Origin of the sequence: Methylonatrum kenyense (genome assembly GCF_023195885.1) — a bacterium.
GTDB classification, from domain to species: Bacteria; Pseudomonadota; Gammaproteobacteria; order Nitrococcales; family Aquisalimonadaceae; genus Methylonatrum; species Methylonatrum kenyense.
The window spans coordinates 108,586-124,497 of the sequence record NZ_JALPKO010000007.1 but is presented as its reverse complement, the minus strand read 5'-3'; the positions used below and the strand labels follow the sequence as shown (position 1 = coordinate 124,497).

General features: G+C 64.9%; 11 protein-coding genes and 1 pseudogene. 7 read left to right on the top strand and 5 right to left on the bottom strand.

Features of this window, described 5'->3' with window-relative positions; translation table 11 throughout:
- Positions 1-8: 8 nt before the first annotated feature.
- Positions 9-848, bottom strand: coding sequence for an energy transducer TonB (locus M0534_RS09915; RefSeq protein ID WP_248568268.1), 840 nt, complete (start codon positions 846-848; stop codon positions 9-11).
- A gap of 109 nt (positions 849-957) precedes the next feature.
- A complete protein-coding gene (gene gshB / locus M0534_RS09910) occupies positions 958-1,911 on the bottom strand; it encodes a glutathione synthase (protein WP_248568267.1) in 954 nt (317 codons plus the stop codon).
- Between the two features lie 197 nt (positions 1,912-2,108).
- Between gshB and pilG the strand changes: the two genes are divergently transcribed.
- From pilG to M0534_RS09875, 7 genes and pseudogenes are all read left to right on the top strand, one after another.
- On the top strand, positions 2,109-2,513 hold the full coding sequence (gene pilG, locus M0534_RS09905; RefSeq protein ID WP_248568266.1) for a response regulator: 405 nt from the start codon (positions 2,109-2,111) through the stop codon (positions 2,511-2,513).
- A 293-nt stretch (positions 2,514-2,806) separates the two neighbouring features.
- Positions 2,807-3,172 (top strand): response regulator, encoded by a 366-nt coding sequence (locus tag M0534_RS09900; RefSeq protein WP_248568265.1) that lies wholly within the window; start codon positions 2,807-2,809, stop codon positions 3,170-3,172.
- On the top strand, positions 3,172-3,717 hold the full coding sequence (locus M0534_RS09895; protein ID WP_248568264.1) for a chemotaxis protein CheW: 546 nt from the start codon (positions 3,172-3,174) through the stop codon (positions 3,715-3,717). The genes M0534_RS09900 and M0534_RS09895 overlap by 1 nt, the downstream gene beginning before the upstream one ends.
- A 94-nt stretch (positions 3,718-3,811) precedes the next feature.
- Positions 3,812-5,017: pseudogene (locus M0534_RS09890) on the top strand (methyl-accepting chemotaxis protein); the annotation flags it as partial.
- Between the two features lie 81 nt (positions 5,018-5,098).
- Positions 5,099-10,678 carry an Hpt domain-containing protein gene (locus tag M0534_RS09885; RefSeq protein ID WP_248568263.1) on the top strand — a complete coding sequence of 1,860 codons (5,580 nt, stop codon included), beginning with the start codon at positions 5,099-5,101 and terminating at the stop codon, positions 10,676-10,678.
- Between the two features lie 30 nt (positions 10,679-10,708).
- Complete coding sequence (locus M0534_RS09880) at positions 10,709-11,170, top strand: chemotaxis protein CheW (RefSeq protein WP_248568262.1); 462 nt, start codon at positions 10,709-10,711, stop codon at positions 11,168-11,170.
- A gap of 8 nt (positions 11,171-11,178) precedes the next feature.
- A complete protein-coding gene (locus tag M0534_RS09875) occupies positions 11,179-11,910 on the top strand; it encodes a 16S rRNA (uracil(1498)-N(3))-methyltransferase (RefSeq protein WP_248568261.1) in 732 nt (243 codons plus the stop codon).
- A 224-nt stretch (positions 11,911-12,134) separates the two neighbouring features.
- Here M0534_RS09875 and M0534_RS09870 read toward each other — a convergent pair whose 3' ends face one another.
- From M0534_RS09870 to ahcY, 3 genes are all read right to left on the bottom strand, one after another.
- The gene (locus M0534_RS09870; protein ID WP_248568260.1) at positions 12,135-13,487 is read right to left on the bottom strand and encodes an adenosylmethionine--8-amino-7-oxononanoate transaminase; all 1,353 of its coding nucleotides are present in this window, start codon (positions 13,485-13,487) and stop codon (positions 12,135-12,137) included.
- A 9-nt stretch (positions 13,488-13,496) separates the two neighbouring features.
- Positions 13,497-14,378 (bottom strand): methylenetetrahydrofolate reductase [NAD(P)H], encoded by an 882-nt coding sequence (gene metF, locus M0534_RS09865; RefSeq protein ID WP_248568259.1) that lies wholly within the window; start codon positions 14,376-14,378, stop codon positions 13,497-13,499.
- Between the two features lie 83 nt (positions 14,379-14,461).
- Positions 14,462-15,877 carry an adenosylhomocysteinase gene (gene ahcY / locus M0534_RS09860; RefSeq protein WP_248568258.1) on the bottom strand — a complete coding sequence of 472 codons (1,416 nt, stop codon included), beginning with the start codon at positions 15,875-15,877 and terminating at the stop codon, positions 14,462-14,464.
- Positions 15,878-15,912: the final 35 nt, after the last annotated feature.

Sequence of the window (15,912 nt, the reverse complement as noted above, 5' to 3'; positions counted from 1 at the left end):
CAATGTCCTCATTGTGCCTGCAACTGATTGCCGCCCACGAACTCCCAGGTACGGGTGATGACAAGCCGATTGTTGCCGTCCAGTACATCATCCGACACCGGAGCATAGGGTGCGGCCAGTTGCACCAGCTGCAGGGCCGCCTCGTCGAGCAGCGGGTAGGGTGATGGCCGCAGCACGCGGGCGCGGGCGACGGTGCCGTCCGGCCGCAGCATGACCTCGAGCACCAGGCTGCCGGTCAACCCCAGGCGTCGTGCCTCGCTCGGATAATGACGATTGCCCACATCCTCCACGGTGTCGACCCAGTCCTGCATGTAGGCGGCGGCATGGTGGGAGCGGGTGCGCGCGTCGATGCGTTGCGCGCTCGGGTACCGGGCATCCCAGTCCAGGCGCTGGTGAATGTCGACTACCTGGCTGTCGATCCCCGGCTGCGCCACCGGGCTATGTGAATGCTCCATTTCCTGCTTTTCCGGGGTCTCGGGTTCCTCGGTGGCCGCCCGCTCCGTATCAAGACCGACCAGTGGCGTGTCTTCAAGCTGTTGTTCGCTGGTCTGCTCCTGCCGTGCTGACTGGCGTGGCGTTGCGCTGGCTGCTGCGGCCGGCGCCTGGGGCGCCGTGGCCTGCTCGCTGCTGCCGCCGCCAACCTGGTCATGCTGCGCGAGGAAGTCGTAATCGTCCGGGGCGCTTTCCGTGGGTGTCTGACTGAGCGTGATTTCCATCAACGGCGGAAACCGGGGCGTCGGCAGGACGCCGCTGAAGCCCAGGCCGAGGATAACCAGCACGTGGATCACGGCGGCCAGGAACAGCGTCATGCTGAGGCGGTCATTGCTGGTGACAGTGGCTTGCTGCATGGTCCGGTGGAAACGCGCTGATGGCGATGGTCCGACAATGCCATCGCCCCTGCCGACTGATGGTACGGAACCGGCCGCAGGCGGACCAGCATTGCCGTCGCCGGTCCGATCAGCGGTCGTTCAGGTCCGTTGCGAGGCGATCCAGCAACTGTCCGGCGATGTCCAGATCGAACTGGGCGTCGAGCTCGCGGACACAGGTGGGGCTGGTGACGTTGACCTCGGTCAGGTAATCGCCTATGACGTCGAGGCCGACGAATCGCAGTCCTCGCGTCACCAGGGTCTCCGCCACTTGGTCCACGATCCACTGATCGCGATCGCTCAAAGGCTGGCCCAGGCCGCGCCCGCCGGCCGCCAGGTTGCCGCGGGTTTCCCCGGATGCAGGCACCCGCGCCAGCGCGTAGGGCACCGGCTCGCCGTCGATGACCAGGATTCGCTTGTCGCCGTCGCGGATCTCCGGCAGATAGCGCTGCGCCATGGCGTAACGGCGGCCGCCGTCAGTCAGCGTGTCGATGACCACGGTGGTGTTCGGGTCGCCGTCGGCGAGCACGAAGATCGAGCGTCCACCCATGCCGTCCAGCGGCTTCAGCACCGCATGTCCCTGGTCCTGGATAAAACGTTTCAGCCGCTCGGCATCGGCATCGACAATGGTCGGCGCGCAGCATTGCGGAAACCAGGCCGAGGCCAGCTTCTCGTTGGCATCCCGCAGCCCGGCCGGCCGATTCACCACCAGTAGGCCCTGGTCCTCGGCGAGTGACAGGATCTGGGTTGCGTAAAGGTACTCGCCATCGAACGGCGGATCCTTGCGTATCAGTAGCAGATCCAGCTCGGCCAGCGGTGCCTCGCTGGCGGCGCCGAGGCTGAACCAGTCCTGATTGTCATCCCGGACCCGCAGTTCGCGGTTGCGTCCCCAGGCCTCGCCATCACGCAGGAACAGGTCGGCGAGTTCCAGGTAGTGCAATTGCCAGTCGCGCCGACTGGCGGCCAGCAGCATTGCCAGGGAGGTGTCCTTGTAAGGTGTGATCTGCTGGATCGGATCCATCAGGATGCCCAGGCGTGTTGCCATCTTGTTGCTCCGTGTTCGGGACGGACCGGAAGTCTACAGGATGCGAAGTCCGTCACGCCTTGTCCGTCATGTTGTAGCGCCCTGCAGAGCGCTATGCTACATCTGATCATCAGGGCATGGCGGGTGCCTGTCGTGCCGTGCGGGCAAGCCGATCCACGGTTGCAGGGCGTACCCGGTATCTGTTCGGAGGCGAGCATTTGAACGAGACCAGCAACGCTCCGGATCTTGGCGGGCTCAAGGTCCTGGTGATCGATGACAGCCGCACCATCCGTCGCTCGGCAGAGACGCTTCTGCGCCGGGAGGGCTGTACCGTCATCACCGCGGTGGATGGCTTCGAGGCCCTGGCGAAGATTGCCGATCACCGGCCGGACATCATTTTCATCGATGTCATGATGCCCAGGCTTGACGGCTACCAGACCTGTGCCCTGGTCAAGAACAATCCCGCGTATCTCCAGATCCCGGTGGTCATGCTGTCGAGCAAGGACGGTCTGTTCGATCGCGCACGTGGCCGGATCGCGGGGGCCGAGGAATATCTGACCAAGCCGTTCACTCGTGACGAGTTGCTGGGAGCGATACGGCAGCATGTCGCCACTGCCGCCTAGGGAAACACGGATTTATTCGCACGCTTGCCCTAGACGCCGGCCGGTTTTGGCCCCTGGCAGTGTTGCGCCACCGACCCGGTGGCTACAGCTACCGAACCGGCGCCGCGCCTTGCCAGATGAGCAACACCGGTTTCGGGCGCAGACGTTGGAATAAATCCGTGTTTACCTGGGTGATCGTTCCGCGGTTGCCGGGCGTGGGCGGTGACATCGGAAGACGGGCGGGGGCAGGGCCCCAGGGTGGAAACAAGCAAGGCCGGCACACGATGCACGGCGACGGGCGGGGGCAGCAGGGCATGGCACGGGTTCTGATTGTTGACGATTCGCCGACCGAGACACATGTCTTTCGCAGCATGCTGGAGCGGCACGATTTCACGGTACTGGTCGCAGGCAGCGGCGAGGAAGGCCTGCGGATCGCGCGCGAGGTGCGCCCGGACCTGATCCTGATGGATATCGTCATGCCCGGCATGAACGGCTTCCAGGCGACGCGCAAACTCAGCCGGGATGCAGCCACCAGCGCGATTCCGGTGATCATCATCAGCACCAAGGATCAGGAAACGGACCGCATCTGGGGCATGCGCCAGGGTGCCCGAGAGTACCTGATCAAGCCCGTCAGCGAGGAGCAACTGCTGGACAAGGTCCGCAGTGTCATGGCGGCCTGATGGAGACGTCGAGCGAAACCCCGCTTGCAATACTGCAGCGCCTCAACCAACTGGCGCAGCAGCACCCAATGACGCCGGAGGGTGCACTTGAGGCGCTGCCCGAACAATGGCTGGGGGTGGCGTTCCGCCTCGCTGGACGGTATTGCGTCTGTCGCACCGGTGAGGTCGAGGAAGTCGTGCCCTACCCGGTGGTGGCGCCCGTGCCTCGTGCCCGCCACTGGTTGCGTGGTGTTGCCAATGTCCACGGAAACCTGCTTCCGATCATGGATCTGGCGGGTTTTCTCGGTGACGGGATGAGCACCATCACTCGATCATCACGGGTACTGGTCGCCCGAGCGGATCAGCTCACCACCGGTCTGCTGGTCGACGAGGTCCTGGGCATGCGGCAGTTTCCGCTGGACAGTCTTTCGGCTGCAGCGGGCGATGTCCCGGCTGGGCTGGCCGCCGTGCTGTCCGGTGAATTCGATGATCAGGGCCAATCCTGGCAGGTGCTGAGTGTGGCCGGGCTTGCGTCGCACCCGGAGTTTTCCGGCGCCGCCAACTGAGCTCTCGCCGATTGCCGGCGATCGAACAACCAGAACGGGGAAATGACGGATGGAAGGCAAGACCGATCGACTGCAGACATTGACCGTGCTGTTCAGCGTGATCCTGGTCGCGCTGCTGGCGATACCGCTGGCAAGCTTGCTCAGTCAGCAGCTGGACGGTGCCGCGATGCTGCCGACCGAGGCCCTGGCCGGGCTGTTGCTCGTGGCTCTGGTGGTCCTTTTGGTGCAGGTCGTGCTGGTGCGGGCCGAGTCCCGCCGCCAGCGCGAGGCGCTGGAGGCCGAGCGCGCCAGGCTGGCGGCAAGTACCCAGCGGGACCAGATGGCGATCCTCAATCTGCTTGACGAGATTCAGGGGCTCTCCGAAGGCGATCTGACCGTCGAGGCTTCCGTGGGAGAAGCCTTTACCGGCGCAATCGCGGATGCCTTCAACGACGCAACCGACGCGCTACGCAATCTGGTTACCACGATCAACGAGACCTCCGCCCAGGTTTCCACCGCCGCTTCCGACAGCCAGGCCACGGCGCTGCAACTCGCCGAGGCGTCCGATCATCAGTCGCACCAGATCACCATGGCGTCGGCAGCGGTCAGCGAAATGGTGACCTCCATTGGGCAGGTTTCGGCGGATGCCGAGGAGTCAGCGGGTGTCGCGCACCGTTCAGTGGAACTGGCACAGCGCGGTGGCGAGACCGTGCGCCGAACCATAGACGGCATGGATGGTATTCGTGAGCAGATCCAGGAAACCTCCAAGCGTATCAAGCGTCTTGGTGAATCCTCTCAGGAGATCGGCAACATCGTCGAATTGATCAACGATATCGCCGACCAGACCAATATCCTGGCGCTCAATGCCTCGATCCAGGCGGCCATGGCGGGTGAGGCTGGACGCGGCTTCGCGGTGGTCGCCGACGAGGTGCAACGTCTGGCCGAACGCTCCGGCGGTGCCACCAAGCAGATCGAAGCGCTGGTCAAGGCAATCCAGACCGATACCAGTGAAGCCATGACGTCGATGGAGCAGTCCACCGCCGGCGTAGTCGCCGGTGCCGGCCTGGCTGAGGATGCCGGTGAGGCCTTGAAGGAGATCCAGGCGACCTCGGAGCAACTCGCGCAACTCATCACGCGGATCAGTGAAACCGCCCGCCAGCAGTCGCGCGCGGCCACCGGGGTGTCGGATTCGATGAACGTGATCCAGGAAATCACCTCGCAGACCTCGGCCGGTACCAACCAGACCGCGACCTCCATTGGCAACCTCACCGAGCTCGCCAATGAACTGCGCGAATCCGTCTCCGGTTTCAAGTTGCCGTGATCAGACGCCTGCCGATGACCCCACGATGCGAGTGGCCGGGGGCATCGGAGGCAGTTGCGGTCCGGCACCGGGAGCTGCGTGATGACTGAGACCGACAGGGTCCTGCGCGGGCTTTCCTGGCTGCGGGACGAGATCGACCGCAGTCTGGACGAGGCGGCCGCGGCGATTCAGGACTACACCGAGGATTACGCCAACCGGCGCGAGCTGGAGCGTTGCGGTCAGCACCTTCGCGATGCGCGCGGTAGTTTCGCGATGCTGGGCCTGACGGACCTGGCACAGCTTGCTCGTGAGCTGGAATTGTTGCTTGCGGATTTCATCGCCAGGGCCGACGACGACGGCCGCGAAGACGTGCAGGATGCCTTGATGACCGGCACCTTGCGGCTTGCCGATTGCATCGATCGCATCGAGGCGGGGCAGCACGGTACCTGCGCACAGCTTGGTCCACTGCTGCATCGAATCCAGCGCCTGCGCGGCAAAGCCGTGAACCCCCCGTCCGACTCCGGCGAACCCGGTACCTTGCACAGCGTTGCCCGCGCCGGCCGCGCCGTTTACCAGCGGGGTCTGTTGCAATTGCTGCGGGGCCGGCTCGAGGCCGTGCCCCAGATGGTGGGCCTTGCCGAGCGCCTCAGTCAGGCCAGCCAGCGGCCGCCGATGCAGGAGTGCTGGTGGCGCGTCAGGGCCCTGCTGGAGGATCTCGGCAAGGCGAACAGCGCACCGAGTCCCGGGATGCGGGTGTTGCTCGGGATGATCGACCGACAACTGCGGGACCTCGCCCGATCGGATGCGACCGAACAGGAGCGCCAGATTCCCTCAGCGGATTTGCTGGACGCGTTGCGCGTCGCGCAGCCTGGGCGCGAATTCGATACACCTCCCGGCCGTTCGCCGGCAAGCGCGGAAAGCGTCGCCAGGCCCGGCGCCGCCGTACTGCGGGCTGCTGCCTTGGCAATCGAGGAAGACCTGGCGGCGCTGGAGGATGCACTGGACATGGTGGCCCGCGGCGGCGAGGCGGAGGTCGGACGCCTGGCCGACGCCGAGGACATCCTGACCCGCGTGGCCGGGGCCTTGGCAATGGCCGGACTCGTTGTTCCGGCCAACGCCATCCGTCAGCGGCGCGAGGCGATTGCTGCCTGTCGCGCCAGCGGCCATGCGGACGAAGCGGAAATGGTCGAGGTGGCTCGCGCCCTGCTGTTGGCCGAGACCAGTCTCGAAGCGGCAATCGCAGGCGCCGCCCTGCAGCCCGAAGACGCGCTCAACGACGATGGTTCGATCAGCGACGCTGCGCTGTTCCGCCTGCGCCAGGGAGCGTTGAGGCGGCAGGTGCTGCACGAGGTGCTGCATGACATCGACGGACTGAAGGACGGCGTCATGCGGCGTCTGCGTGATGGCGATTCCGCGGAAACCGTGAACGAACTCGGCAACCGCCTTGCCGGCGCCCTATCCATTCTGGGGATGGGCCGCTGCCGGGATCTGCTGGAGTCGGCGATCAACAGTCTCGATCGCCTGATCAGTGGCGACTCGGGCGGGCCGACCGAAGACGAGGAAACGGCGCTTGCCGAGTCAATCGCCGGGGTCGAGCTGTTCCTGGAGAACGAGCTCGATGGGCATCAGCAGCGCGATGACTGGCTTAACCGTGCCGAACTGCGTCTTGCGTCGTTGCAGAAACCCGAGACCTTGCCCGAGTTCGAGGGTGGGGAATCATTGTCCGGGGCGGATGCGACAGACGCCGACGGCGTGTCGGAACCGGCGCCAAGCGATGACGCTGCCGGCGAGGTGCAAACCGGCGCCCTGCCGGAGGAGGAACCGGTCCCGGATGTCGAGTCAGCGTCGGAGATCGATGATGCCGCAATGGCGGAGCCCGGCGAGGCGGCAACGGCATCTGAAGGGCCTGCTGAACCGGGCAGCGGCACGCCGGTGCCGGAGGGTGATGATGGCGCGGTGACGGCGTCCCGCACGGAACCTCTGGTCGGGGCCGGCTTCGGCGAGGCGGTGAATCATGCGGTGCCGGTGCGCGCCCTGGAACTCGACGAGGAGTTGGTCGAGATATTTCTGGAAGAAATGGAGGAGGTGCTAACGTCCCTCGAGGAGCACATTCCACGCTGGCTGGAGGACAGCGGAGATCGGGAACCGCTGACTGTCATTCGCCGCAATTTCCACACCATCAAGGGTAGTGGCCGGACCATCGGGGCACTGCTGGTCGGGGAACTGGCCTGGTCGGTCGAGCGGCTCCTGAATCGCCTGCTTGCTGGGCAGGTGCGTGCCGACAAGCCCGTGCGGCAGCTCGTGCAGCAGGTTACGGCCTGCCTGCCGGCCATGGTTGAGGAGCTGCGTGGCGGCCCTGCGCCGGAGCAGGATCCGCGGGAGTTGATGCGCCAGGCAGATCGTCTGGCCGATTCAGCACCAGGCGAATCGCCTGCCCAGCCGCCGGAAAGCGCCGACCAGCCAGCCGCTTCGGCGTCGGCAGACGATGATGAGGCCGCTCCGTCCTACGTTGTTTCCAAAGGTCCTCCCCAGCCGGTGCTTGACCCGGCCCTCTACGAGGTCTTCCGCAACGAGACCGACGATCACCTGCAGGTCATCAGCGCGTTTCTTGACCGCTGCAGGGAACAGGGTTACCGGGGGCAGGTGAACGAGCCACTGGCCCGTGCGCTGCACACCCTCAGCGGCAGCGCGAGAATGGCCGAGGTGATGACCCTGGCGTCGCTTGGTCGCGCCATGGAGACCCTGGTCTGTGCCTATCGCGATCAGGGCCGGGCCATGCAGGGGCGGGAACTTGAGTTGCTGGACGCTGCGCTGCGTCGGACCCGGGAACTGGTGGCCAGCCTGGCCGACGCGCGCCTGCCGCAACCGGAGGTTGCCGACCTGATCGAGCGTGCCGATGTCTTCATGGCCGAATTGCCGGAGGCCATCCGGCCGGCATTCGCCGACAAGCGCACGCCAGGGGACTCGACCACCCAGGAAGACGACGAACTGTTGCTGCTGTTCCTGGAGGAGGCCGAGGACCTGATACAGGTGCTCGGAGAATCGGTTGACGATTGGCAAAGGACGGGTGATACCCGGCCCCGTCTGGCCGAGCTCCGGCGAACCGTGCACACCCTGAAAGGCGGGGCGCGTCTAGCCCAATGCGCGCCGATGGGAAATCTCTGCCAGGGCCTCGAGTCCGTGCTGCAGGCGGTTGACGCGCGGTCGCTGGCCGTCGATGACGGACTTTTTGATGTGCTGCGTCGGGTCCACGAGCGCCTTGACGATATGCTCGCGGCGCTGCGTATGCCGGCGGAGCCGGAAGAAGCCGAGGAACTGCTGGCCGAGTTGGCGGAGTTCGGCCGCACGGCAGCAGCGCCCGATGTGGTCGAACCGGCTCAGGACGACGAGCCCGCACTGGTTGAGTTGTTCTTGGAGGAAGCAACCGATGCCTTGCAACTGATCGGTGAGCGGCTTGGTCAATGGCAGCTGAACCCTTCCGACAGCTCCCCGCTTGCGGAGATCCGCAGGGCCTTGCATACGCTGAAGGGTGGAGCCCGCATGGCGGGTCTGTCGGCTATTGCGGATCTTGCCCACGAGGTGGAGGCACTGCTCGAAAGGCAGCGGGGAGAACTGCGCCCCGAGCCGGCAGTGCGCGAGGTGCTCGAAAGATCTCATGGGCGCTTGCAACAGATGTGTGAGCAGGCGGCAGCAGGCAGTCTACCGGAGCCGGCGGTGGACCTGCGGCGTGCCTTGCGTGACCTTGAACTGCCGGAACCGGTCCAGGCAGCACCCCAAGCGACTCAGGCGCCCAGGCGTCTGAGTGGACAGCCGAGCGCCTCCGGCGACCAGATCCGCGTGCCCTCCGAACTGCTGGATACGCTGGTCAACGAGGCCGCGGAGATCAGCGTCTACCGTTCCCGTATCGAACAGCAGATGTCCGGTTTCCGGTTCAATCTTGGCGAGCTGGAGCAAACCGTGGGCCGGGTCCGGGACCAGCTGCGTTCGCTCGAGATCGAGACCGAGAAACAGATCCGCTACCGTTTCGACCGTGACCCGGCGGCGGACAATGGATCGCCGCAGTTTGACCCGCTGGAGCTGGATCGTTTTTCCCGCATGCAGGAACTGTCCCGTGCCCTGGCCGAATCGATGAACGACCTCAGCAGCCTGCAGGGGCTGCTGGATGGCATGGCGCGTGATTCGGAAACCCTGCTTCAGCAGCAGGCGCGGCTTGGGACTTCGCTGCAGGATGGCTTGATGCGGACCCGGATGGTGCCGTTTGCCCAACTGGTGCCGCGGCTTCGCCGGGTCGTCCGCCAAACCGCCGAGGAACTCGGGCGGCAGGTGTATCTCGATGTTGGCGGCGTCGAGGGGGAAATGGACCGGACCGTCCTTGAGCGCATGGTCGCGCCACTGGAGCATTTGCTGCGCAACGCGGTCGCCCACGGCATCGAGACGCCGGGAGAACGGCGCACCGCCGGCAAGCCGGAGCAGGGAACGATTGGTATTCAACTGCGGCGGGAGGGGAGCGATGTCATCCTGCGGGTCGAGGATGACGGCGGCGGACTGCGGTTTCAGGCGATTCGCGAACGGGCGGTCGAACGTGGCCTGCTGACCGACGACGCGGAATCCGGTGAACAGGATCTGGCGCGCCTGATCCTGGCCCAGGGGTTTTCCACCGCCACCGAGGTGACCCAGATCTCGGGTCGCGGCGTCGGCATGGATGTGGTCAACGCGCAGATCAAGCAACTTGGCGGCAGTATTGATATTGCATCGCGGGCCAACGAAGGCACCAGTTTCACCCTGCGGTTGCCGTTTACGCTGGCGGTCAACCGGGCGTTGCTCTGCCAGGTCGAGGAACAGGCGTTTGCGATGCCGTTGAACGGCGTCCGCGCCGTGGTCTGGATGGCGCGCGAGGAACTGATGGATCGCCTGTCTTCCGACGTCGAAGCGGATCACATGCGGCATTATGACGACGAACCCTATCGGATCATGTCGCTGGCGCAGCTGCTCGGCATGGGGGAGAGCACGCCGCCGCAGAGCCTGAAGCGGGTACCGCTGGTACTTGTCAGCGTTGGCGACACGCGACTCGCCCTGTATGTCGATGCGCTGATGGGCAACCGGGAAGTGGTGGTGAAATCGGTCGGTCTCCAGGTGTCAGCCGTGCCCGGCGTCCTGGGTGCCACATTGCTGGGTGACGGCAGCGTGGTGTTGATACTCGATCTGCCGGCGCTGATCGGGGCCGACCCTGCCGAATTCCCGTCGGCACCAGACGGCGAGATGCTGGCCGCGGATCTCCCTGAGCGAGCTCCGTTGGTCATGGTGGTGGACGATTCCATCACCATGCGCAAGGTCGCCAGCCGCCTGCTGGAACGTCACGGCATGCGGGTGATCACGGCCCGGGACGGCGTCGACGCTGTTGCCCTGTTGCAGGAAAATCGTCCGGACGCGATGTTGCTGGATATAGAGATGCCGCGCATGGATGGCTACGAATTGACCAGCTTCATCCGCAACGAGCCGGCGCTGTGCGAGCTGCCGATCATCATGGTGACGTCGCGCACCGGTGAGAAGCATCGCCAGCGAGCACTGGAACTGGGAGTACAGCACTACCTCGGCAAGCCCTATCAGGAAAGCGTGCTGCTTGGCCACCTGGATCAGTTGCTCGGGCTGGCCATCGCATCCGAGTCCGAACCGTCGGCTTGATCACGGACCGGCGACAACAGAAATCGAGATATGAGCGAAACGGACACTTCTCCGCTGCGAGGCCTACTGGCACCGATGGGACGCTGCAATCTGCTGGTCCCCGGTGCCATGGTGGCCGAGGTGCTGGCCTATTCGGTGCCTGAACCGGCGGGCGGTCCGGACTGGCTGCTCGGCCAGCTTTTTTGGCATGGAAGCCCCTTGCCGTGTATCGACCTTGAGTGCATGGCCACCGGCACGCCGGCCGCGAGTAGCTCCCGCAGGCGCCTGCTGGTGCTGAAGCGCGTCGATAGTGTCCGGCATGGCGAATTTCTGGTGATGCTGGTCCAGGGATCGCCGCGATTGACCCATGTGCGACCGGACAACCTCGAGCCCGACCCGAATGGCCTGCACGGCACGGGAATCGCCGCAGCGGTCCGGCTTGATGGTGGCCCAGCCGTGATACCCGACTTTGCCGCGATGGACCGCCTGCTGAACGACCTCCAACCGGCCTGAGCCAGTCCATGAAGTGCCCGCGACTCTACCTGGATCAACCGCTGCAGTCGGGCGGCGAACTGGACTTGCCGGCAGGTCCGGCGGCGCACCTGCGCGTGTTGCGGGCGCGCCCCGGCCAGGCGGTGGTTCTGTTCAATGGCGATGGCCTGGATTACCCCGGCGAGTTGCTGGCCCTGGAGCGCCGCCGTGCCCGCGTTGCGTTGGGTGAGGCTCGACCCAACAAAACGGCACCTTCACTGCCGTTGACGCTTTTTCAGGGTGTGAGCAAGGGCGACCGCATGGATACCGCCATCCAGAAGGCGGTGGAGCTCGGGGTGGCGTGCATCGGCCCGGTCTTCACCGAGCGCAGTGTGGTGCGGCTGGATGAGCGGCGCCTGGCCCGACGCCAGACTCATTGGCAGGGAGTGATCGTCAGTGCCTGCGAACAGTGCGGCCGCGCGGAGTTGCCACGGTTGTTACCGGCGCGCGCCTTGCCTGAGCTGCTCGCGCGCGAGGGCGCCGGCCGTCGCCTGGTGCTTGATCCGGGGGCCGGGCACGGCCTTACCGAACTGCCGCCGCCGGACGCCGATGGCCTCAGCCTGCTGGTCGGTCCTGAGGGTGGTCTTAGCGATCAGGAAGTGGCCAGCGCGCGGCATGCCGGCTGGACCTGTATGCGTCTCGGACCCCGCGTACTGCGCACGGAAACCGCCGGCATCGCCGCCCTGGCTGCCGTCCAGACGCTGTGGGGGGATATGGGGTAGACGCGTAGCCGCGCTTCGCGCGGCGGTTTTCAGGCTTCAGTGTTCAGTTTTCAGGGGCGTTTGCGGCGCGAATTTCGGATTGCTGTTGCAGATCGGTCTAGAGCAGCCGAATGGTATTGGAACCAAGCCGGATATTAGGCATTGCGTTGGGCCTCAACTCCGCCGCTCACCGTTGCCCGGGCGCCGTCTGAAAACTGAACACTGAAAACCGAACACTCGCCACGCTACCGCGTTGCGTGCTCAATCCCTTCCTCCGCCACCCGTGCCAGGTGATCGATCTGGTCTTCGTTGATGACGTAGGGCGGCATGAAATAGACCACGTTGCCCAGCGGGCGGAGCAGTGCCTCGCGGCTGAGGGCATGCTGGTAAACGCGGATGCCGCGGCGCTCCTGGAACGGGTAGGGGACGCGGTTGGCCGGATCCTGCATCATCTCGATCGCGAGGATCATGCCGGTCTGGCGGATCTCGCCGACATGCGGATGCTCGGCCAGATGTGCGACAGCATCTCCCATGTGCTCGGCCAGTTCCCGGTTGCGGCCAATCACGTCCTGCTCGCGGAACAGCTCCAGCGTTGCCAGTGCGGCACTGCAGGCCAGCGGGTTACCGGTGTAGCTGTGCGAGTGCATGAAGGCGCGCAGCGTGGCGTAGTCATCGTAGAAGGCCTCGTACACCTGATCGGTGGTGAGCACAACTGCCAGCGGCAGATAGCCGGCGGTCAGGCCCTTCGACAGGCAGAGAAAATCGGCACAGATGCCGGCCTGCTCGCAGGCGAACAGGCTGCCGGTACGGCCGAAGCCGACCGCGATCTCGTCGGCAATGAGGTGCACGCCATGCCTGTCGCAGGCCTCGCGCAGCAACTGCAGGTACACCGGGTGGTACATGCGCATGCCGGTGGCGCATTGCACCAGTGGTTCGACGATGACCGCTGCGGTCTCCCCGGCATGTTCGGCCAGGGCCTGATCCATGTGGACGAACATCGCCCGGCTGTGATCCTCCCAGCTCTGTCCGGGTTCGCGCTGGAAGCAGTCCGGTGACGGCACCGTAATCGCCTCCATCAGCAAGGGTTTGTAGGTTTCCTTGTACAGGGCCACGTCGCCGACCCCGAGTGTGCCCAGGGTTTCGCCATGGTAGCTGCCGCTCAGGGTAATGAAGCGGCGCTTCTCCGCCTGGCCCCTGTTGTGCCAGTAGTGGTAGCTCATCTTCAGCGCCACCTCCACGGCGGACGAGCCGTTGTCGGTATAGAAACAGCGGGTCAGCGACACCGGCGTGATCTCCACCAGTTGTTCCGAGAGTTCGACCACCGGCTCGTGGGTAAAGCCGGCCAGCAGAACATGTTCCAGATTGTCCAGCTGCTCGCGGATGCGCTGATTGATCTGCGGGTGCGCGTGGCCGAACAGGTTGACCCACCAGGAACTGATCGCGTCCAGATAACGGTTGCCGTCCAGGTCGTACAGCCAGACGCCTTCACCGCGGCGTATCGGCACCAGCGGCAGCCATTCGTGGTCCTTCATCTGGGTGGTGGGGTGCCAGAGCACCTCCAGGTCACGTTCGATCAGGGCGCGATTGCGGGACGCCATGCCTTGACCTCAGGCGGGTGCGGCGGTGGTGTCCACCGGCAGCTCGAGGTTGCGCCAGATGGCTTCAGTGGGACCCGCCTGGTTCAGTGTGTAGAAATGCAGGCCGGGCGCACCGCCGTCCAGCAATTGTTCGCAAAGATCACTGACCACGTCGATTCCGAAGGCCTGCAGCGAGGCCTTGTCGTCACCGTAGGCGGCCAGCCGTTTGCGCAACCAGCGGGGGATCTCGGCACCGCAGGCGTCGGAGAAGCGGGCCAGTTGCTTGAAATTGATGATCGGCATGATGCCCGGGACGATCGGGATCGTGACGCCGGCATCCTGGCAGCGGTCGGCGAAATAGAAATAGGCGTCGGCATTGAAAAAGTACTGGGTGATGGCGCTGTCGGCGCCACACTGCACCTTGTGTACGAAGTGCCGCAGATCGGCGTCGGCATCATCCGCCTGTGGGTGCACCTCCGGATAGCAGGCCACCTCGATCCGGAAATGATCGCCGTGCTCGGCACGGATGAATTCCACCAGTTCGCTGGCGTAGCGGAAGTCACCGGTACCGACGATGCCGGTGCCCGACGGCATGTCACCCCGCAGGGCGACGATATGGCGGATGCCGTGCTCCCGGTACTGTGCCAGGATCTCGCGGATGCTTTCCGGCGTCGCGCCGATGCAGGACAGGTGTGGCGAGGCGTCGATGCCGCCGCTGCGCTGGATCTCGACCACGGTTTCGAAGGTCCGGTCACGGGTGGAGCCACCGGCACCGAAGGTTACCGAGAAGAACAGCGGATTCAGGCGCGCAAGCCGCTCGCGTGTGCGTTGCAGGCGCGCCTCGGCTTCCGGGCTCTTGGGCGGAAAGAACTCGAAACTGAAAACCCGCGAGGCATTGCTGTCGCTTGTCATGCTGTGCTTACCGAAGTTTGTCAACGAGGAACGCCCCGGCGGCAGTTTTGCCGACGGGGCGAGAGGCCCGGACGCGGGACCGCCTAGTACCGGTAGGTGTCCGGCTTGAACGGTCCGGCAACCTCGATCCCGAGGTAGTCGGCCTGCTCCTCCGTCAGCCTGGTCAGTCTGGCACCGAGCTTCTCCAGATGCAGCGCCGCGACCTTTTCATCCAGGTGCTTCGGCAAGACGTAGACCTTGTTCTCGTACCGCTCCCGGTGCTGCACCAGTTCGATCTGGGCAAGTACCTGGTTGGTGAACGAGTTGGACATGACAAAGCTGGGATGGCCGGTGGCACAGCCCAGGTTCACCAGCCGGCCTTCGGCCAGAAGGATGATGCGGTTGCCGCTGGGCAGGGTGATGTGGTCCACCTGCGGCTTGATGTTGTCCCAAGGGTACTGCTTCAGGCTGGCGACATCGATCTCGTTGTCGAAATGACCGATGTTGCAGACGATGGCATTGTGCTTCATTTGCACCAGATGATCGTGGTTGATCACCTTGTAGTTGCCGGTGGCGGTGACGAAGATATCGGCCTGCGCGGCCGCGTCTTCCATGGTCACCACGCGGTAACCTTCCATGGTCGCCTGCAGCGCGCAGATCGGATCCACCTCGGTCACCCAGACGGTGGCACCCTGGCCGCGCAGGCTTTGCGCGCAGCCCTTGCCGACATCGCCGTAACCGCAGACCACGCAGATCTTGCCGGCAATCATCACGTCGGTGGCGCGTTTCAGCCCGTCCAGCAGTGATTCACGGCAGCCATAGAGGTTGTCGAACTTGGACTTGGTCACCGAGTCGTTGACGTTGATCGCCGGGAACGGCAGCGAGCCGTCCTTTTCCATCCGCAGCAGGCGGTTGACGCCGGTGGTGGTTTCCTCGGTTACCCCCTGGATGGCGGCCAGTGCGCGGCCGTACCAGCCATGATCGGTCTCCAGCCGGGCACGAATGCTGCCGAACAGCGCCTTTTCCTCGTCGCTGCCCGGATTGTCCAGCACCGACGGATTCTGTTCCGCCTTCGCCCCAAGGTTCAGCAGCAGGGTGGCATCACCGCCATCGTCCAGGATGGTGGTGGCCGTCTGTCCATCCGCGAAATCGAAGATGCGGTGACAGTACTCCCAGTATTCCTCCAGGCTCTCGCCCTTGTAGGCGAACACCGGCACGCCGGCGGCGGCGATCGCCGCCGCAGCATGGTCCTGGGTCGAATAGATGTTGCAGGACGCCCAGCGTACCTCGGCACCGAGTTCCACCAGTGCCTCGATCAGGACCGCGGTCTGGATGGTCATGTGCAGACTGCCGGCGATGCGCGCGCCCTTCAGCGGCTGCTGCGCGCGGTATTCCTCGCGCACCGCCATCAGACCCGGCATCTCGGTTTCGGCAATGCCGATTTCCTTGCGACCCCAGTCAGCCAGGCCGATGTCGCGCACGATGTAGTCGGATGCCCTGGTTTCAACCACTGCATTCATGGTGCTGACTCCTTCCCGGGAGAACGCCTGCCGTT